General features: G+C 59.5%; 17 protein-coding genes and 1 pseudogene. 10 read left to right on the top strand and 8 right to left on the bottom strand.

Translation table 11 applies throughout. From position 1 onward, the window contains the following. The first annotated feature begins 88 nt into the window (after positions 1 to 88). Together JWS10_RS06250 and JWS10_RS06245 are read left to right on the top strand one after the other, a co-directional pair. Entirely contained in the window at positions 89 to 1,429 is a 1,341-nt protein-coding gene (locus tag JWS10_RS06250) for a TldD/PmbA family protein (RefSeq protein WP_299505546.1), read from the top strand. 2 nt (positions 1,430 to 1,431) lie between these two features. Then, the gene (locus JWS10_RS06245; protein ID WP_299505545.1) at positions 1,432 to 2,202 is read left to right on the top strand and encodes a 3'(2'),5'-bisphosphate nucleotidase CysQ; all 771 of its coding nucleotides are present in this window, start codon (positions 1,432 to 1,434) and stop codon (positions 2,200 to 2,202) included. A 61-nt stretch (positions 2,203 to 2,263) separates the two neighbouring features. Here the strand turns inward: JWS10_RS06245 and JWS10_RS06240 are convergent, their stop codons facing one another. The 3 genes and pseudogenes from JWS10_RS06240 to JWS10_RS06230 form a co-directional block, all read right to left on the bottom strand. Further along, complete coding sequence (locus JWS10_RS06240; RefSeq protein WP_299505544.1) at positions 2,264 to 4,639, bottom strand: DEAD/DEAH box helicase; 2,376 nt, start codon at positions 4,637 to 4,639, stop codon at positions 2,264 to 2,266. A 203-nt stretch (positions 4,640 to 4,842) separates the two neighbouring features. After that, positions 4,843 to 5,546, bottom strand: a pseudogene (locus JWS10_RS06235) (hypothetical protein). After that, positions 5,518 to 5,802 (bottom strand): hypothetical protein, encoded by a 285-nt coding sequence (locus JWS10_RS06230; RefSeq protein WP_299476223.1) that lies wholly within the window; start codon positions 5,800 to 5,802, stop codon positions 5,518 to 5,520. Before JWS10_RS06230 ends, JWS10_RS06235 begins: the two are co-directional and overlap by 29 nt. 192 nt (positions 5,803 to 5,994) lie before the next feature. On the opposite strand from JWS10_RS06230, the gene JWS10_RS06225 reads away from it, so the two are divergent. The 4 genes from JWS10_RS06225 to JWS10_RS06210 all read left to right on the top strand — a co-directional run bounded on the left by JWS10_RS06225 (position 5,995) and on the right by JWS10_RS06210 (position 9,691). After that, positions 5,995 to 6,525, top strand: coding sequence for a hypothetical protein (locus tag JWS10_RS06225; protein ID WP_299476226.1), 531 nt, complete (start codon positions 5,995 to 5,997; stop codon positions 6,523 to 6,525). Between the two features lie 111 nt (positions 6,526 to 6,636). Next, on the top strand, positions 6,637 to 7,275 hold the full coding sequence (locus tag JWS10_RS06220) for a ribonuclease HII (RefSeq protein WP_299505542.1): 639 nt from the start codon (positions 6,637 to 6,639) through the stop codon (positions 7,273 to 7,275). Between the two features lie 86 nt (positions 7,276 to 7,361). Next, on the top strand, positions 7,362 to 8,486 hold the full coding sequence (locus JWS10_RS06215; RefSeq protein WP_299505541.1) for a site-specific DNA-methyltransferase: 1,125 nt from the start codon (positions 7,362 to 7,364) through the stop codon (positions 8,484 to 8,486). 149 nt (positions 8,487 to 8,635) lie between these two features. Next, positions 8,636 to 9,691: a class I SAM-dependent methyltransferase gene (locus JWS10_RS06210; RefSeq protein WP_299505540.1), complete on the top strand. Its 1,056-nt coding sequence runs from the start codon at positions 8,636 to 8,638 to the stop codon at positions 9,689 to 9,691. Positions 9,692 to 9,781: 90 nt separating this feature from the next. Here the strand turns inward: JWS10_RS06210 and JWS10_RS06205 are convergent, their stop codons facing one another. Both JWS10_RS06205 and JWS10_RS06200 read right to left on the bottom strand, forming a co-directional pair. Continuing rightward, on the bottom strand, positions 9,782 to 10,936 hold the full coding sequence (locus JWS10_RS06205; protein WP_299505539.1) for an alkane 1-monooxygenase: 1,155 nt from the start codon (positions 10,934 to 10,936) through the stop codon (positions 9,782 to 9,784). Between the two features lie 44 nt (positions 10,937 to 10,980). Next, positions 10,981 to 11,955: an A/G-specific adenine glycosylase gene (locus JWS10_RS06200; RefSeq protein WP_299505644.1), complete on the bottom strand. Its 975-nt coding sequence runs from the start codon at positions 11,953 to 11,955 to the stop codon at positions 10,981 to 10,983. Between the two features lie 140 nt (positions 11,956 to 12,095). Here JWS10_RS06200 and JWS10_RS06195 point away from each other — a divergent pair, with 140 nt between their 5' ends. From JWS10_RS06195 to JWS10_RS06180, 4 genes are all read left to right on the top strand, one after another. After that, positions 12,096 to 12,629 carry a DciA family protein gene (locus JWS10_RS06195; RefSeq protein WP_299505538.1) on the top strand — a complete coding sequence of 178 codons (534 nt, stop codon included), beginning with the start codon at positions 12,096 to 12,098 and terminating at the stop codon, positions 12,627 to 12,629. Positions 12,630 to 12,632: 3 nt separating this feature from the next. Beyond that, a complete protein-coding gene (locus tag JWS10_RS06190; RefSeq protein ID WP_299505537.1) occupies positions 12,633 to 13,313 on the top strand; it encodes a DsbA family protein in 681 nt (226 codons plus the stop codon). Then, positions 13,314 to 14,435, top strand: coding sequence for a CaiB/BaiF CoA-transferase family protein (locus JWS10_RS06185; protein WP_299505536.1), 1,122 nt, complete (start codon positions 13,314 to 13,316; stop codon positions 14,433 to 14,435). 410 nt (positions 14,436 to 14,845) lie between these two features. After that, positions 14,846 to 15,253, top strand: a complete 408-nt coding sequence (locus tag JWS10_RS06180) for a hypothetical protein (RefSeq protein ID WP_299505535.1) — start codon at positions 14,846 to 14,848, stop codon at positions 15,251 to 15,253. A gap of 84 nt (positions 15,254 to 15,337) precedes the next feature. Here JWS10_RS06180 and JWS10_RS06175 read toward each other — a convergent pair whose 3' ends face one another. From JWS10_RS06175 to JWS10_RS06165, 3 genes are all read right to left on the bottom strand, one after another. Next, positions 15,338 to 15,958 (bottom strand): TIGR02466 family protein, encoded by a 621-nt coding sequence (locus tag JWS10_RS06175; protein WP_299505532.1) that lies wholly within the window; start codon positions 15,956 to 15,958, stop codon positions 15,338 to 15,340. A 112-nt stretch (positions 15,959 to 16,070) separates the two neighbouring features. After that, the gene (gene lpxK / locus JWS10_RS06170; protein ID WP_299505531.1) at positions 16,071 to 17,030 is read right to left on the bottom strand and encodes a tetraacyldisaccharide 4'-kinase; all 960 of its coding nucleotides are present in this window, start codon (positions 17,028 to 17,030) and stop codon (positions 16,071 to 16,073) included. Then, on the bottom strand, positions 17,030 to 18,220 hold the full coding sequence (locus JWS10_RS06165) for a glycosyltransferase N-terminal domain-containing protein (protein ID WP_299505530.1): 1,191 nt from the start codon (positions 18,218 to 18,220) through the stop codon (positions 17,030 to 17,032). The genes lpxK and JWS10_RS06165 overlap by 1 nt, the downstream gene beginning before the upstream one ends. Between the last annotated feature and the right edge of the window lie 7 nt (positions 18,221 to 18,227).

Raw genomic sequence — 18,227 nt, 5'->3', positions numbered from 1 at the left:
CAGGGCTAAAATTGCCCTTACGTCTTGAACTCTGTGCAGAAGTCATGACTTTGAGCCGTAACGAAGTCAATTCCCTTAAGGATGCTGCATGTCCCGCCTTTCCTTGCTGACCGAAGCCCTCCTGCAGGCCGCCAAACAAGCCGGAGCCGAAGCCGCTGACGCTATGGCGCTTTCCGGCACATCGCAATCCATCGACATCCGGGCAGGCGCATTAGAGCAAGCCGAGCGGTCCGAAGCGACAGAGATCGGCCTGCGTGTGCTAATCGGCGGCCGCCAAGCCTGCGTTTCCGCATCTGACACCTCTCCCGCCACCCTCGCCCGCCTTGCCGAACGTGCCGTCGCCATGGCCCGCGAAGCCCCCAATGACCCCTATGCGGGCCTCGCCTCGCCCGACCAAATTGCCAAACATTGGGACTTAGCCGCGCTGCAACTGGTTGAAGACGCACCAGAGCCGTCCGCCGCGCACCTCGAATCTCTCGCCCGCGAAGCTGAAGCAGCTTCCATGGCCGCCTCTGGCATCACTCAAGTCGAAGCCTCCGCCGGATACGGTCGCAGGCAAGTCCACCTCGCCGCATCAAACGGTTTCGCAGGCGGCTACGAACGCTCATCCCACTCGGTTTCCGCCGTTGCCTTCACCGGATCTGGCACCGAGATGGAGCGTGATTACGCAGGCGAAAGCCGCATCTTCGCCGCCGACATGCCCTCTGCCACCGCCATCGGAACCCTCGCGTCAGAGCGCGCCCTCGCCCGCTCAGGGGCAACCAAACCCAAAACCGGCACCTACCCGGTGATCTACGACGAACGCGTCGCCTCCTCGCTGATCGGCCACCTGACCAGCGCCATCAACGGCGCAGGCATCGCGCGCGGTTCTTCATGGCTGCTCAATGGCTTAGGCACCCAAGTCCTCCCCGCCCACCTATCGCTGATCGAAGACCCACTGCGCCCGCGCATCGGCGGCTCACGACCCTTTGACGGGGAAGGCTTGCCGTCAAACCGCCGCATGGTGATCGAAAACGGCATCCTGCTCGGCTGGACATTAGACCTCGCCACCGCCCGCCAACTTGGGATGCAGTCTACCGGTAATGCCGCGCGCGGCACTTCCGCCCCGCCCACCCCCTCCAGTTCCAACCTCGACCTCACCCTCGGCGAAGTCACCCGCGCCGACCTGATCCGCGACATGGGCACCGGCCTGCTGATCACCTCCATGATCGGCTCCACCATCAACCCCACCACCGGTGACTACTCACGCGGCGCGTCCGGCTTCTGGGTTGAAAACGGCGAAATTCTCTACCCCGTCAACGAATGCACCATCGCTGGAAACCTGCGCGACATGCTCAAACGCATCATCCCCGCCAACGACGCCCGCACGCATCTCTCCACCCGCGTCCCCAGCCTGCTCGTCGAAGGCATGATCCTTGCCGGAGCGTAAACGTGCCAGCGCGTGACCTTGCCCTATTGACCGAGGCCGCCCGTGCCGCTGGCGAAGTCGCCATGCGCTATTGGAAGAACGCGCCGAAAGCGTGGAACAAAGCCGACGCGAGCCCGGTGACAGAGGCCGATCTCGCCTGCAACGACCTGATCCAAGGCATCCTGCGCCGGGCGCGCCCCGATTATGGCTGGCTGTCCGAGGAAACCCCCGATGACACCGCCCGCCTTGATACCGAACATCAGTTCATAATCGACCCCATCGACGGCACTCGCGCGTTTATCGCGGGCGAAAAACACTTCTCGCATTCCCTCGCGGTCGCTCGGAATGGTGAAATAACCGCTGCCGTGGTCTATTTGCCCGCTCTCGACAAACTTTATACAGCCACCAACACCGGACCCGCTCTGCGCGACGGCGCGCCGATTCAATGCAGCCAAAAGTCATTGTCAGACGGCACTAACATTCTGACATCTAGGCATTCCTTGGACCCCGAGCATTGGACAACTCCGCCCGATTTCCAACGCAGCTTCCGCGCTTCATTAGCCTACCGTCTGTGCCTCGTCGCCGATGGCAGCTTTGATGGTATGATTACTTTCATGGACGCATGGGAATGGGACATTGCCGCAGGCAGCCTCATCGCCGCGCGGGCGGGCGCATCTGTCTCGGATAAACACGGCCAAGCCCTGCGTTTCAATGCCCCCGGTGCGCAATCAGCGGGCACATTTGCCTGCGCCCCGGCCCTGCACCGCGATCTAATGCCACTGATAAAACAATAGGGCCGCCCGAAGGCAGCCCTATGTGAATTTTCATTCGTAATAGCCAGAACCGAAGTTCAGATCACTTTTTCTTCGGTGGCACGAACCGCTTTGAAGTGTCCTTGGCATCCAATTTCGGCCCAGCAGGCTTGGCAAACGCAGGCTTGCCAAACGACTTGCCTTCCGAGCCATGTGACTTGGAACCAAACGCCTTACCCGGCTTGCCATCAGCAGCGCCATGCGACTTAAACCCGGTCGATTTCGGCGCATAAGCAGGCTTGTCGCCACGTGGAGCATAGGGTTTCGCGCCTTCAGCACGCGGCGCATAAGGCTTGCGGTCACCATCTTCACGCTTGGCATAAGGCTTAGCACCCTCAGCCCGAGGCGCATAAGGCTTGCGTTCCCCATCCGCGCGCGGTGCATAAGCGGGCTTGTCGCCACGCGGAGCGTAAGCCGCTTTGTCACCACGCGGCGCGTAAGGCTTGCGTTCGCCGTCCGCACGCGGTGCATAAGCAGGCTTGTCACCACGCGGCGCATAAGCGGGTTTGTCACCGCGAGGCGCATAAGGCTTGGCTTCGCGCGCAGCATAAGGCTTCGCACCGTCATCTTCACGCTTGGCATAAGGCTTCGGCGCGCGCGGACGTGGCGCTTCTGCCGGAGCATCCTCGGAACCCTTGATCGGATCGTAGCCATCCGCCGCAGCTTCCTCGACCAAACGTGAAGGCTTCGGCACATAAGGCGCTTTTTCACGCTTCTCGTAAGCTGGCTTGTCGTAAGCTGGCTTTTCCGAACGCTCCGCCCGCGCCGGACGCTCCGCCCGATCCCGAGCAGGCGCACGGGCGGCACGTTCCGGGCGATCCATCGAAGGCTCGCCTTCCATCCGCTCCATCACAACGCCGTTTTCCAACTCCAGCGACAGACCAAACCGGCTCGCCAAAGCTTCGGCGATTTGCACATAGGTGATGTCTTCTTGCACGCGAATCGCACCAATGCCGTCCTTGGTGATCGAGCCCGCGTCACAGATTTTTGGCAACAGCCAACGCGCTTCGGCACGGCCAGCGCGGCCAACCGACAACGTGTACCAAACAGAGGCACCAAATTCGCTGCGTTCGCGCGGTGGCGCTGCTTCACGGGCTTCGCGCACAGGGCCGGTTTGATCCGACAAAACTTCCGGTGCCGAACGCCCCGACCGCCAGGATTGCACATAAGCCGCAGCGATCTGTTCAGCACCAAAGCGCTCGATCAACTGCATCGCCATGCCCATCTCATCGGTCAGATTCTGACCAAACACCGGGTTTTCAAAGATACGCATGTCGTCTTTTTGCTGCACGTCATCCGCCGACGGAGCCGAGCCCCACTCTGCCACAACCTTAGCACCCTGCAATAAACGCTGGGCTTTCTTGAACTCGGACGGCGCCACGATCAGGGCTGAGACGCCCTTCGACCCTGCCCGACCAGTCCGACCGGAACGGTGCAGCAGCGTTTCCGAATTCGACGGCAAATCGGCATGAATAACCAGTTCCAACCCCGGCAAGTCGATACCACGCGCAGCCACATCCGTCGCAATACAAACATTCGCGCGACCATTGCGCAACGCGGTCAAAGCATTGGTACGCTCTTGCTGGCTCAACTCACCCGACAAAGCCACGACCTTAAACCCACGATTGCCCATCCGCGCCATCAGATGATTGACGTTGACCCGGGTCTTACAAAACACGATCGCGGCCTTCGCCTCGTAAAACCGCAGCAGGTTGAAAATCGCATGTTCACGATCCCGCACCGCCACCGACAACGCACGATATTCGATATCGACGTGCTGCTTGGCCTCACCCTGCGCCGCAATCCGCAGCGCATTGTTCTGGAAATCTTCCGCCAGTTTGGCGATCTCTTTTGGAACGGTGGCCGAGAACATCAATGTGCGGCGATCTTCGGGTGACGCGGCGAGGATATACTCCAGATCCTCGCGGAAGCCCAAATCGAGCATCTCATCGGCTTCGTCCAGCACAGCTGCGCGTAGGCCCGACAGGTTCAGCGATTTGCGGTCAATGTGGTCGCGCAGACGGCCGGGAGTGCCAACGACGATATGCGCGCCACGGTCCAGCACGCGCTTTTCGGTGCGGTAATCCATGCCACCCACACAGGTCGCAATCACCGCCCCCGCCGAAGTATAAAGCCATTCCAATTCGCGCGCCACTTGCAGCGCCAATTCGCGGGTCGGTGCGATCACCAGTGCCAGCGGATTATCGGCATACAAAAGCTTGTCCATGCCGCCCAAAATCTGGTCCGCAATCGCGATCCCAAACGCCACGGTCTTGCCCGAACCGGTCTGCGCTGACACCAAAACATCGCGCCCCTGCGCATCTGGTTGCAGCATCGCCGTCTGCACGGCGGTCAGAGTTTCATACCCTTTTGCCGTCAAAGCCGCAGCCAAAGGCGCGGCAATCATTGGATCAATCATATCATTTCCTGATGGGGGATGGCCTTGGCCATGCCCGTGAAGTCCCATTAAAAACGGCACCTCATTCCCCATCGCAAGCCGGCCTCCCTGCCACTTGCCCCGGAATCCTCGGGCCGAAACACCGCCATTACAGCGAATCGCGCAGGTTGTATATAGCGGAGGCTGGATCGCCCCTCGCCAAGCCTCTGATCATCTTGCCCGCCTTAAATCATCTTAATCGTGTCCTTACCGACCGCCAGCATATAGCCGCGCCGCGCAATCGTCTTCACCAACAACTCGCTGACCATCTGATTGCCCAACGCGTCGCGCAGCCGCTTCACCCGTGTCGCTCCCGCCGCCTCGTCGCAATCGGCGGCATTGCGGCCCGAGATCACGCCCTCAATCTGCGCGCCCGTCAGCACATCATCATCCATCCGCGCCTCTGCCAAAACGCTTATCGTCTCAATAGCCGCCTCGGTCAGACTGAATTCCATGTCGTTGATGTAAACCGCCCGCGCCTCGCGGCTGATCACAAAGTGCTGACCTGAATCCCACTGCGCTGGATTGCCGAAATCCGGCGGTTCAAAGCGATGATCGTCACCAGAAACACCAGCGCCGCCACCATCAAGGCAGTCGCAAACACCAACAACACGAAGATCACCGAGCGATAACTGGTCAAAACTTCCGAAAACGAAGTCCCAGACTGCGCCAGTATCTCGAGTAGCTTGATCTCCGCCCCGGTGTTCAAGTCGTTGTTTTCAACAAACAACCGCTCCACTCGGGCGTTATACGCGTTCGCATCCGGCAGGTTCAGAAACAGGAACACTGCAGCGCCCAACAGAATCACCACTATCGCCGCGATCCCGCCTGCAACCACCCGGTTGCCCGCCTTCAGCACATCAGTAGCGGAGGAAGTACTCTCCTGCACTGGCTTTCCTTTCGCCCAAACCTTCGGGGCCGAACGTGGACAATACGTTCAGCAAAGTCCAGCCACCCGCCGCGAGCCTCGGCCTAAGTTCGCTTTTCGCCGCACCCTTGTTTCCACAAGCGCCATCTGACACCTGCGCGACGCCGTAGTGCAGCCGCAGCGGGCTGTCCTGCTTTGCTTTGTAATCGGCGTAACATTCGGCGCTGGCGGGCAGTGCCAAGCCAAAGGCCAAAATTGCCGCAAGTAACAGGCGCATCCGCTGCACTCCCCAAATCGTTACCGATACATTGGGCAATACCGCGCGGCTATTCAATATCGAACCGAGTTTATGACCCTGCTATCGCATAACAGCCGACGGATATTGCTTGGCCAGACGTTCAAAGACCAATCTCAGGCATCGGCCCAAACGACGGTCCCACCCAACACATCTCGCTACGAGGAGGCCAAAATGTCCCACACCGCGCATATGTCAGATACGCTTGCCGAAACCATCCACGCCCTGCGTGAAACCCGCCAAACCCCGATTTTCGCAATGAAGCGGCAGGCGAATATTTTTGTGGTACTGCTTATCGCCATCTCATTGCTGGCCGCCACGGCGATGCCGTCGCACGCCGATAAGCGCAGCGATAATATCGCGAAAATCATCGCCGGCGCTTTGGTGATCGGTCTGATCGCCAAAGGCATTGACGATAACAAAGACCGCAAGCACCACGACAAACCTAAACCCCATCACGACAAACCCAAGCCACATCATCAGCCGCAGTCCAGCCATCAGCCGCGCGTGCCGTCGGTATGCGCCATCTCTATCGACAGCCGATCCGGCGATGCCGTGACGATGTACTCCGAAAAATGCCTGCGCCGCGAAGGTTTTGATTATCGCCTGCCGCATTGCGCCCGCGACGTGCGAATCTATGGCAGAGCCGACCGAGTTTATTCCGCCCAATGCCTGCGCGACGCGGGCTTCCGCTTGGGGCGATAAGCAGAATCCGGGCCGCATCCCGATCCCTTAGCGGCCCGAACTTGGGGGGCGGTGGCACCGAGCAGCGCCGCCCCCCCTTTTTTTGCCCACGTTTTCGCGCTAGGCGAAGACATGGAAATCATCTTCGCCAGCTTTGAATTCGAATCCGCCGCCCAAGCGCAAGGCCACACTCATATCGCTGGCGTGGATGAAGTTGGTCGCGGTCCGCTTGCAGGCCCGGTGACTGCCGCCGCGGTCATTCTGAACATCGCCAACGTCCCCGAGGGCTTGGCCGATTCGAAAACCCTGACCGCTGCCCGCCGTGAGGCACTTTACGAGATCATCCTCGCCAGCGCGCATTGCTGCATCGCTCACGCCTCGGTCGAGGAAATCGACGAATTGAACATCCTGCGCGCCAGCCATTTGGCGATGGAACGCGCCGTCGCGGGTTTACCGCAAGCCCCCTGTCATATTCTGATCGACGGCCACATGATCCCCACCAAGTTGAAGGGCCGCGCCACCGCAATCATTCAGGGCGACGCCAAATCGCTCAGCATCGCGGCGGCGTCTATCATCGCTAAAGTTGCACGTGATCGCATCATGGTGGATTTGGCGCAACAATACCCCGGCTACGGCTGGGAGACCAACGCCGGTTACCCGACAAAGATGCACCAGTCTGCGTTGCTAAATCTTGGGGTCACTCCAGCACATAGACGTTCGTTCAAACCTGTCCACAATATGTTGTATCAAGACAAATCTGTAACCCTTTGATTCAATAAAGAATTTGACGAGTTATCCACAATGACTCATTCTCTGCATCAACAAACGGTGAATAACACCGAGGGCAGAGGCAGAACATGGCGACGAAAAGCAAACCGGCGGTGGAGCATATCCTACCGCTGAACCAAATTCTCGATGGCGACTGCATAGAGCGTATGAATGCGCTGCCGGCAGGCTCAATAGACCTGATCTTTGCCGACCCTCCCTACAACCTCCAGCTGAAAGGCGACCTGCATCGCCCCGATAACAGCAAGGTCGATGCTGTGGATGACCATTGGGATCAGTTTTCAAGCTTCGCGGCCTACGATAAATTCACCCGCGAATGGTTGGCAGCGGCAAAACGCCTGCTGAAGCCAAACGGTGCGATCTGGGTAATTGGCAGCTATCACAACATCTTCCGCGTCGGCTCGGCCTTGCAAGACCAAGGTTACTGGATGCTGAATGACGTGATCTGGCGCAAATCCAACCCGATGCCAAACTTTCGCGGCAAACGCCTGACCAACGCGCATGAAACCCTGATCTGGGCCTCGCGCGATGAAGACAGCAAATACACCTTCAACTACGAAGCCCTGAAAGAACTCAATGACGGCGTGCAAATGCGCTCGGATTGGGTGCTGCCAATCTGCACCGGGCATGAGCGTTTGAAAGACGAAAACGGCGACAAAGCCCACCCGACGCAAAAGCCCGAATCGCTGCTGCACCGCGTGCTGCTCGCCACCACAAATACCGGCGACGTCGTGCTCGACCCATTCTTCGGCACAGGCACCACCGGAGCCGTCGCAAAAATGCTCGGCCGCGACTTCATTGGTATTGAGCGCGAAGAGGCCTACCGCAAAGTCGCCGCCGAACGCATCTCCCGCGTCCGCCGCTTCGACGCCAGCGCCTTGGAAATCACCGGCAGCAAACGCTCCGAACCCCGTGTGCCGTTCGGCCAGGTGGTTGAACGTGGTATGCTCCGCCCCGGCGAAGAACTTTACTCCATCGGCAACCGCTTTTCCGCCAAAGTCCGCGCCGATGGCACGCTGATTGGCCACGAAGTCAAAGGCTCAATCCACCAAGTCGGTGCCGCCTATGAAGGCGCGCCATCTTGCAACGGCTGGACCTATTGGCACTTCAAACGCGATGGTAAGATGATCCCGATCGACATTCTGCGCCAGCAAATCCGCGCCGAGATGGAAGCCGACCTCGGCCGCCCACACTGACGCATCCCAAAGTTTCCGAACGCCTGTGTCACGGTCCGCCCCTGACACCACTGCCCCAGCATGCTTGTCGTGCTGGGGTTTTTTCCATTAGGCACAATCCGCCGCCTGCGCTAGCATCTCTGCATTAATCCCAAACCTATTGGCCCGCGATGCAGCCCGATCTGCCCAGCCTGACGCGCATTTGCCAAACTGAGGAAGCCGCCCTTAGGGCGATTTTCAGCGACATAGCGTTAACTTTTGCACCGCCCTTCACCCCGAAAATCCGCTTCAAAATTGCCCACTTGCTAGACTTGGCCGAGCCGCACCGTCACGCCCTGCAACGCGCCCACAGCTTTCATCTGCAATCGCCAGAACTCCGCGCGCTGCCGATGCACGCACCCGAGCGGCAGTACTTCGACGCCGTTCTGCGACATCTGCGGCTTTACCCGGCAGCTCTCGCCCGCCTGCAAACCGCTCTACGCCAGCGCCTTCCGCTTTTCCCGCCTGCCCCGCCGCCCTACACTCCCGAAGCCCAAACCCTCGCCCTGCATTCCCGCACTTGGGACCATATGCACAGCCATCTCAGCCCGCATCCGCCCAATCTTTACCACGATGCCCCCGGCCACCACGGCGATCTGCCCTATCCCACCACCGATTTCCTGCGCTATGCCATGGCCGCCCGCCGGATTTGCCTCGCGATGGACAAAAACGCGGCCGCGTTCCTCGATGTCGGCTGCGGCGTGGGTCTGAAAGTGTTCCAAGCCGCCGAACTCTTTGCCCGCGCCGATGGTCTGGAATATGAACCCGAGCACGCCGCCGCAGGCCAAGCAATGATGCAACGCGGCGGTTGGCCCAGCGCGCAGATTTTCCAAGCCGATGCGCTGACATTTCCACACTACGGCGACTACGATGTGCTTTACGTCTACAAACCGATGTACGGCGAACCGCTGGAGCAGATGGAGCGGCATCTGACCACTCAGGCCAGCCCCGGCACATTGCTCATCGCGCCCTATCTCGATTTCACGACGCGATTCGAAACCCTTGGCTGCACCCGTATTGAAAATTTTATGTACATGATCCGGCCGCTAAAAACCCTGCCCGCCATATTGAAACGTGCGGTTCAGGTCGGCTGCGCCCTGCCCGCCCGCCCGAAAAATGGCTATGCAGAAGACGGCTTTCTGAATCCGCTTCACCTCGCGCTACGCCGTTGGGGCCATGGCGATTAAGCCGAACGGCTTGCTAAATCGAGAACCAACCGTTCAAACTGGCGTAAATATCCCCGCCGGAGGCATCCCACAGCCGCGAAAAGCGCCGCCTCACACCGCCGGAGCACCCTTCGGATCCGGGTTCAGCCCCTTATTATACGGGTGCCAATCAGCAATATCCGGGTAATATTGTGCCCGCCATGCCTTCACCCGCCGGTTCATCACGCGCTTCCACCACGGCGGGATCATCGCCACCATGGTCATCACCGGATAACCGTAGGGCAGTTGCGGCGCGTCGTCCGCGGCATAGGTTTGCAGCAAAGGAAACCGGCGATCTGGCTTGTAATGATGGTCAGAATGACGCTGCAAATTGATCAACAGCCAGTTTGACGCCCGATGTGAGGCGTTCCAACTATGGCGCGGCAGCACGTGCTCATAACGGCCCTCGCCAAGATAACGCCGGGTTAACCCGTAATGCTCAATGTAATTAACCAGTTCCAACTGCCACACCGCGATCCACGCTTGCCAGATGAACAGCGCCAGCCCGACCCAGCCGCCCAACACCAAGGCCAACAAAAGCATTGCTGCCTGCAAGCCCCAGTAACGCCAATAAGGGTTGGATTTATCGAACCTATTCAATCCCTTGCGCGCCAGCATTGCTGCTTCAGCCTTCCACGCTGACTGACGACATTCCACCAAGACACGCGGGAAAAACCGATGAAACCCCTCGTTATAGCGCGCCGTTACAGGGTCACGCGGGGTGCCGATATACAGATGATGCACCCGCAGATGCTCGGATCGGAAATGACTGTACAGCACCGATGCCAGCAGCAAATCGGCCAACCAACGCTCCCAAGCTGGCTTTTGGTGCATCAATTCATGCGCATAGTTGATGCCAATGGTGCCCGACACCACGCCCATGCCAAAAAACAGCCCAATTTTCTCAGCCGCACCCAAATCCACCGCCTGCGGCACATACCACAGCATCCAACATAGCAGAGTAAACTGCGCTGGAAACCAGATCAGCGTCACCAAACGGTAGTATTTTAAGCCAGACTCCGGCGTATCGAGATCGGCATTGTCAGAGTTTAGCCCCGCCACCGCATCCAGCAGCGAAAACATGCCCCAAGCGTAAATCGGCAGCGCCAACACGAACCAACCGCCCCACAAGGTCGCCAGCACCGCCACCGGAATCATCGCCAAGGACAGCCAGAACGGCAGAGCATTTTGCAAACGTTGCACTTCAGCACTCGGAATAATGGTCATACTGGCCTCTTGTTTGGGCCATTCTAACGCAAAATCCATCACACTCAACGCGGCGTTTTCGCATTAAACGCAAGGTCATAGGCCTTGCGCATCAGGGTTGGCAGATCATCAGGCTTCAACTGCACAAATTCACCTCTCTGCGGGTTGGCCACAGAATCGGCCACCATCACCTGCAAGACTAAGTGGAAATGTGTGAACGTATGCTTAACCGCGCCAATCAAACGCCAATCAGCCTCAAACGGCGCACCCAACGTCGTGCCATCCCAACCATCAGACGGAAACCCCAGCATCCCGCCAAGCAGCCCCCGCTCGGCCCGCCGCTCTACCAAAATATCTCCCCCCCGCGACGCAATCCAAGCCACCCCTGCCCGCGTGGGCTTTTCCACCTTTGCAGTCTTGCGCGGCAATTCCCCAGCAATCCCGAGCCGTTGCGCCTCACACAGCCCGAGCAGCGGGCAAATCACGCAAGCCGGATTGCGCGGCGTGCAGATCGTAGCCCCCAAATCCATCACCGCCTGCGCATAGTCACCGGGCCGTAATGCAGGCGTCACCAAGCCCGCCAGCCGTACCAATTCCGGCTTCGCGCCCGGCAACGCATCAAGCACCGCAAACAGCCGCGCCATCACGCGTTCAACATTGCCATCGACCACCACCGCAGGCTCGTCATAGCAAATTGCCGCCACCGCAGCCGCCGTATACGGCCCCACCCCCGGCAAAGTCAGCATCGCCGCAGCCGAGCCCGGAAACACCCCGCCATGCGCGCTGACCACCGCCCGCGCACAGGCCAAAAGATTGCGCGCGCGCGCGTAATAGCCAAGCCCCGCCCACTCCGCCATCACATCGCCATCTGCCGCCGCAGCCAAATCCGCAACCGTCGGCCAGCGCGTCACAAACCGTTGAAAATACGCGGTAACTGCCGCAACGGTGGTCTGCTGCAACATCACTTCCGACATCCAGACCCGGTATGGATCAGCTCGCATACCCGCAGCCCGCGCAGCCGGAGGCACCCGCCACGGCATCAGCCGCGCCGATCGGTCATACCATGCCAGCAACCGCTCGCTTACCTCCGCGTCACGCAATCTTTATCCCCTTAACCCTGCCGACCCTTGGCGACCCCCGGCTTGCCGGATACACTAGCCCGAACCACGGATAGGACCAGATGGCCCGCACGCCCAGCCCGCTTCCCTCAGCCCATCGTCGCATTCGCGGCTTTGAAGCCACATCGGGGCTGCTGAAGGATCAAATCCGCAAAGTGGGCGAGCAGCGTGGCTTTGCCGTCGCCCGTCTGCTCACCCATTGGCCTGAAATCGCGGGCGAGGAAATGGCGCGTGTGACCCGCCCCGTCAAAGTCGGCTACGGGCGTGAGGGCATGGGCGCAAGCCTGACGCTGCTCACCACCGGCCCGAATGCGCCGATTGTTGAGATGCAGAAGGAAAAGCTGCGCGAAAAGGTCAACGCCATTTATGGCTACGCCGCGATTTCGCGCATCTTGATCACTCAGACCGCCGCCACAGGCTTTGCCGAAGGTCAGGCGGAGTTCACCACTAAACCCATCGAGCCGCCTGCGCCCGATCCCGCTATTCTGGCCGAGGTTGCGCGCACTGCAGCCCCGATCCAGAACGACGACCTGCGCCAAGCTCTTGAACGTCTTGGCCAAAACATCCTAAATCGCCGAAAATCCAAGGAAGGCTGACACATGGCTAAAACTCTCGCATCCACCGCCGCACTGGCCCTGATCGCGGGCCTTGGCCTGTCATCATTCGCATTTGCCCAAACCACGACAACCGCGCCTACCACCACAACAACCGCCGCGCCTGAAACCGCTGCCACGCCTGCGGCCATCGACCCTGCCACCATCGCTGACTACGGTATCGGCCAACTCGACGCCAAGGTCAAAATTGTCGAATACCTGTCGTTCACCTGCCCGCATTGCGCCGCCTTCCACGCCGAAGTTTATCCGCAACTGAAGGCCGACTACATCGACACCGGCAAGGTTCGCCTCGAGTATCACGAGGTCTATTTTGATCGCTACGGTCTCTGGGCCGCGATGATGGCTCGATGCGGTGGTGAGATGCGCTACATGGGCATCACCGATATCGTGCTCGAAACCCAGAAAGAATGGGCCGCCTCGGATGACCCGAACGCTGTCGTGGAAAACCTGAAGAAAATCGGCCGCACCGCCGGTATGGACGATGCAACCCTCGACGCCTGCATGAAAAACTCCGCGATGGCTGAGGCGCTGGTAACCCATTTTGAAACCAACATGAAAGCCGATGCGATTGAGGGCACTCCGACCTTCATCATAAACGGCACCAAACACTCCAATATGGCCTACGACGATCTGAAAGCTATCCTCGACGCCGAGCTGGCGAAGTAAATGAACACCCCACTGGCGGGCGTTAAAGTCGTTGAACTTGCTCGGATTTTGGCTGGTCCTTGGGCTGGTCAAACCCTCGCCGATCTTGGCGCTGACGTGATCAAAGTTGAGGCGCCCGAGGGCGATGACACCCGCCGCTGGGGGCCTCCGTTTATCGAGCGCGACGGCGACAAATCAGCCGCTTATTTCTACGCCACCAATCGCGGCAAACGCTCCATCACTTGCGATTTCCGTACCGCCGAGGGCCAGGACACCGTTCGCCGCCTGATCGCCGACGCCGATGTGCTGATTGAGAACTTCAAAGTCGGCGGCCTAGCCAAATACGGCCTCGACTATGCCAGCTTAAGCAAAATCAACCCAAAACTGGTCTACTGCTCGGTCACCGGTTTCGGCCAAACCGGCCCCTACGCCCACCGCGCTGGCTATGATTTCATCATCCAAGGCATGGCCGGCCTGATGTCGGTCACCGGCGAACCCGGCGGTCAGCCGCAAAAAGTCGGCGTCGCCGTCACCGATATTTTCACCGGAGTATACTCCGCCACCGCAATTCTAGCAGCCCTGCTGCAACGCGGCCGCACCGGGGTTGGTCAGCACATCGACATGTCCCTCTTAGACGTTGCCACCTCAATCATGGCCAACCAGTCGATGAATTATCTCGTCTCAGGGCGCGCACCCGGCATGATGGGCAACGCCCACCCCAACCTCGCCCCCTACGCCGTGTTCGATTGCGCCGACGGCTGGATCATCCTCGCCACCGGAAACGACGGCCAATACCGCCGCCTCTGCGCGGTCCTGCGGCTAGACGACATGGCAACCGCCCCCAATTTCGCCACCAACGCCGACCGCATCGCCAACCGCGAAGCAATGACCGCCCGCATCACCGAGGCCACCAAAACCTGGACCAAGTCAGACTTGCTCGCCGCCTGCGAAGCCGAAGGCGTCCCCGCAGGCCCGATCAACAGCCTCGACGAAGTCTTCGCCGACCCGCAAGTCCTCGCCCGCCAAATGCAAATAGCCCCTGACGGCCTCCCCGGAGTCCGTTCCCCCATGACCTTCTCGGGTGCCGACTTATCGCTGGATCGCCCAGCGCCGAAACTAGGTGAGCATCAGGGGGAAGTTTAGGCTGGGGTCTGACGCGAAACTCGGCACCGCATAGGATGCGAGATTCCACGCACCCACCCCATCCGTTTCCTCATCGTTTACTGTCAACCCTCACCACAAAGGGCCGCGCCTGACCTCGGGATGGCGCGCCAGCAAAAGTTCTGCACAATTTATCCCGCAACTCCTCCGCCAAAGCTTCAACTGGTGCCCTTAGCAATCGCGCCCTCCCAGCGGGAGGTCAGGCGCGGCCCGGCGGGCTTCGCCCTTGATTCCGGGCTGGGGGCTTCAATTGGGAGGCTGGAAAGGCATGTCCGTAATAGCGAACTCTCTCCATCGTTTAAAACTTATCTTCTCAAATGCGGCTAAAACCTCTGTCATATGCCTTATTTATGTTTAGGCGCTTGCAGATCACGGGTTCGTGAGCATAGAGTTTGGCCGCTATTAATCCCGATGGAAGTGAAAATAAATCTATGAAATCTTTGCAATTTTTTGTCGTGACGGCCTCTCTTTTGCTGTCAGGATGCGCAGTAACTAAGGTCCAGCCACTTACCAAAAGTTCTTTTGCCGTTTCGACCGCAGCCGCACCCGCGTGCGGGCAGGCTGGTGCCTCAAAAGTCGCCAACCGCGTTGCTTCGACTGAAGTAATCAAGCGCGGTGGTGATCGCTTCTACTTCAAGGCTTCAAATAGTGATTATCGGATCATTGAGGATAGTCTCGTTGTCCAAATGGTAAACAAGGGCGATCCTGGCTACTCGGAATCATTCTCGGCTCGGGAAGAACTGGGGGCAAATTGGCAGGAGATTGTCGCCAAGGGAATTCCAAACACTTGTACAGACTAAACTCTTTGGCCCAGAAGAGACGAGCGGACCACACAGTCCGCTCGTTTATTATGAACCCATCACATTCGTGCGAAGCTCTACCCCTCACCCCCACCCATAATTAAAACTCACACTGATCCGATCCTCATCCGCCATATTCATCGGCACTTCATGGCGCAGCCAGCTTTCCCACAGCAGCACCTCTCCCGCGTCCGGTGCCCTATAAACAAACGTCCGCAACTCATCGCGCACCTTGGTTTTGCGCGGCGGGGCGGCCATCATCATCGGCAGCCGGGGGTCTTCGAACTTGATCGCGGAAGTGCCCTGCGGCATCGTCACATAGCACGTTCCCGAAATCACGCTGTGCGGGTGGATGTGCGAACTGTGCACCCCGCCCTGCGGCAGAATGTTGATCCAAAGCGAGTCCAGCTTGATCTTCTTGCTCCCCAGATCAAACTGCACGTCCTTCACAAAGCTCTCAACATGCTTGTCCAGAACCTTAACCAAAGCTTTGAAGATCGGAAACCGCCACGGCAAATCGTCGAGTGAGGCATAGCTGGTGTAGCCCGGATAGCCGTGCTTTTCGCACCAGTCCTGCCCCGCCTCATCGTCCTCGGCAATCGCGAGGCAAGAGTTTTCCAACTCCTCGAGATCAATGGTTTTACCCTGTTCGGCCAAAGCCGCGCGGTACAGCCGCGTGACAAAAAGCGATTCAATATTCGACATGGCGCGATACTCCGTTTCGGATCAAGCGGGTCAAAGGTTAACAAACCCTTTAACGACCCCCAGCTAACCCATTGATTTCACATAAACCGAAATCTGCCACGCGTGGGCAGCCTTAAATCCCCAACCGATCAAACGCCGCATCGAGCGGAGCCCAATCCTCAATCCGCAGCCGCACCGGCAGAGTCAGAACCCGTGCCCGAAACGCTTTCGGCAGCCTCACCGCGTCCTTTTCCGTCGTCACCAACTGCGCCCCCTTCGCGAAAGCCTCAATCTCCAACCGGGTCAGCAACGCCTCTGACAGCGGCTGATGATCGTCCAAAGCCTCGCCCCGCACCACGACAGCCCCCTCGCCCCGCAGGGTCGCGAAGAACTTCTCCGGCCGCCCGATCCCCGCAAAAGCCAGCACGCGCTCACCAGCCCAGCCCATCCCCATCGCCAGCACCTCCAACCGCCCGCGCAGCAAAGGCACGCCCTCCACCGAGAACCCATCCCCAATCGCCAGCACAAAATCCGAGCGGCTCAACCCAACCGAGACCGGCTCCCGCAACGGCCCCGCAGGAATACACCGCCCGTTCCCAAACCCCACCACCGCATCAACCACCACAATCGACAGATCCTTCACCACCGACGGATTCTGAAACCCATCGTCGAGCAAAATCACGTCAACCCCCGCCGCCTCCGCCGCTTTCACCCCAGCCGCACGATCCTTTGCAACCCAAACGTCACAAAACGCCGCCAGCAACAGCGGCTCATCTCCCACCTGATCCGCCCGGTGCCGCGCCGGATCAACCTGCACTGGCCCGCTCAAACTTCCACCATGCCCCCGACTGACCACAGCCACGCGCCGCCCCCGAGCAATCAACCGCTCTACCAAAGTAATCGCGGTCGGTGTCTTCCCGGTCCCACCTGCGTTGATATTACCGACACAAATCACCGGCACCGCAGCCCGATAACCTACTTCACGCAGCCGCCGCGCCGTAGCCCAGCCATATATCCACCCGAGCGGAGCCAAAACCCGCGCCCAAATTCCCGGACGTCCCGGCGGATAAGACCAAAACCCCGGCGCGCGCATCAGCTTGACCCATCCAAAACCCTGCGGGCAAACTCGACCACACGGTCTGTCACTTCAACCCCATCTGAGGCCAAAGCCCAAGCCGCATGCGCCAGCCGCGCCGCCCGGTCGGGCGCCAATAGGTCGCTTAGCGCATCGCCCAAATCCGAGGGCGACCCCACCGCTCTCGCCGCCTGAGCAGCGCCCAAACGACCAAACGCAAGACCGTAATCGCCCGGTCGTGGCCCGTAAACGATCGCTGATCCCAACGCTGCAGCCTCCATCGGGTTGCGGGCACAGCCTTCACCCAGCAATGACCCGCCCATATAGGTTACCGGAGCCAACCGATACCACAGGCCATATTCGGCGGTAGAATCGGGTATGTAGACCTCAGTTTCCGTATGCGGTTCTTGATCGAGACTGCGTTGCGCGACCGTCCACCCCTCTGACGCCTCCATCTGCGCCGCCAATACTTCGGCCCGCGCAGGATCTTGCGGCACCAAAATTAGCAGCAACCGATGTGCCAACCGCAGAGCTGATCGATGCGCGCCGATCACCGCCGCTTCTTCTGCCGCAGGCACGTCGGTTGCAAGCCAGACCGGGCGCGTTGCCAACAGCCCGGCCAGCATGGCACGTTCAGGCTCGTGATACGACAGTGCGGTTGACGGTTCTTCCATCCGTCCAGCCACCGCGACTTCTGCAGCACCCGCACGTCGAAACGCCCGAGCGGCAGTCTCATCCACCGCAAGCACTTGGGCGATAGACTGCAACGCCGCACGCATCAGTCCTGGATACCAACCGTCGCGCTCTTTCGGCAAAAACGGTGCCCGCGCGTCAACCATAATCACTGATAGGTGGCGCGCTTCCGCCTCAAACAGCAACGCTGGACGCAGCTCTCCCTCAGACATAATTGCAAGCGCAGGGGCCCAATGCGACAAAAAAGCCTTCGCCTCTGCAGGGGTATCCAACGGTGGCGGTTGAAGCAACATGCCGTTGGTCAACGGCACTTCTTCCGGGCAAGTCAAAAGCACGGTGACGCCCAGTTCCTCGACAAGCCGTAACGCAAGTTGCCGCAGGCCACGCGAACAGCCGATCTCTGAAGCATGCAACCAGATCAAATCGCCCGGCGGGCGGGCGGGCCAGGCTTTAGCAATGCCTGCAGCACGCCGTCCGGTCAGATTATAAAGCGTTCGACCTAATGAGATTACCATAAAAACG

This window comes from Cypionkella sp. (assembly GCF_028290025.1).
Taxonomy (GTDB): domain Bacteria; phylum Pseudomonadota; class Alphaproteobacteria; order Rhodobacterales; family Rhodobacteraceae; genus Cypionkella.
This window is presented reverse-complemented; position numbering and strand designations above follow the sequence as displayed.

Excerpts from the sequence above, each read along its gene's own strand:
- JWS10_RS06175 (WP_299505532.1), bottom strand. The coding sequence starts at position 15,958 with ATGTCGAATATTGAATCGCTTTTTGTCACGCGGCTGTACCGCGCGGCT.
- JWS10_RS06205 (WP_299505539.1), bottom strand. The coding sequence starts at position 10,936 with ATGACCATTATTCCGAGTGCTGAAGTGCAACGTTTGCAAAATGCTCTG.
- JWS10_RS06240 (WP_299505544.1), bottom strand. The coding sequence starts at position 4,639 with ATGATTGATCCAATGATTGCCGCGCCTTTGGCTGCGGCTTTGACGGCA.
- JWS10_RS06210 (WP_299505540.1), top strand. The coding sequence starts at position 8,636 with ATGCAGCCCGATCTGCCCAGCCTGACGCGCATTTGCCAAACTGAGGAA.
- JWS10_RS06165 (WP_299505530.1), bottom strand. The coding sequence starts at position 18,220 with ATGGTAATCTCATTAGGTCGAACGCTTTATAATCTGACCGGACGGCGT.
- JWS10_RS06220 (WP_299505542.1), top strand. The coding sequence starts at position 6,637 with ATGGAAATCATCTTCGCCAGCTTTGAATTCGAATCCGCCGCCCAAGCG.
- lpxK (WP_299505531.1), bottom strand. The coding sequence starts at position 17,030 with ATGCGCGCGCCGGGGTTTTGGTCTTATCCGCCGGGACGTCCGGGAATT.
- JWS10_RS06200 (WP_299505644.1), bottom strand. The coding sequence starts at position 11,955 with ATGCCGTGGCGGGTGCCTCCGGCTGCGCGGGCTGCGGGTATGCGAGCT.
- JWS10_RS06185 (WP_299505536.1), top strand. The coding sequence starts at position 13,314 with ATGAACACCCCACTGGCGGGCGTTAAAGTCGTTGAACTTGCTCGGATT.
- JWS10_RS06225 (WP_299476226.1), top strand. The coding sequence starts at position 5,995 with ATGTCCCACACCGCGCATATGTCAGATACGCTTGCCGAAACCATCCAC.
- JWS10_RS06195 (WP_299505538.1), top strand. The coding sequence starts at position 12,096 with ATGGCCCGCACGCCCAGCCCGCTTCCCTCAGCCCATCGTCGCATTCGC.
- JWS10_RS06215 (WP_299505541.1), top strand. The coding sequence starts at position 7,362 with ATGGCGACGAAAAGCAAACCGGCGGTGGAGCATATCCTACCGCTGAAC.
- JWS10_RS06190 (WP_299505537.1), top strand. The coding sequence starts at position 12,633 with ATGGCTAAAACTCTCGCATCCACCGCCGCACTGGCCCTGATCGCGGGC.
- JWS10_RS06230 (WP_299476223.1), bottom strand. The coding sequence starts at position 5,802 with ATGCGCCTGTTACTTGCGGCAATTTTGGCCTTTGGCTTGGCACTGCCC.
- JWS10_RS06250 (WP_299505546.1), top strand. The coding sequence starts at position 89 with ATGTCCCGCCTTTCCTTGCTGACCGAAGCCCTCCTGCAGGCCGCCAAA.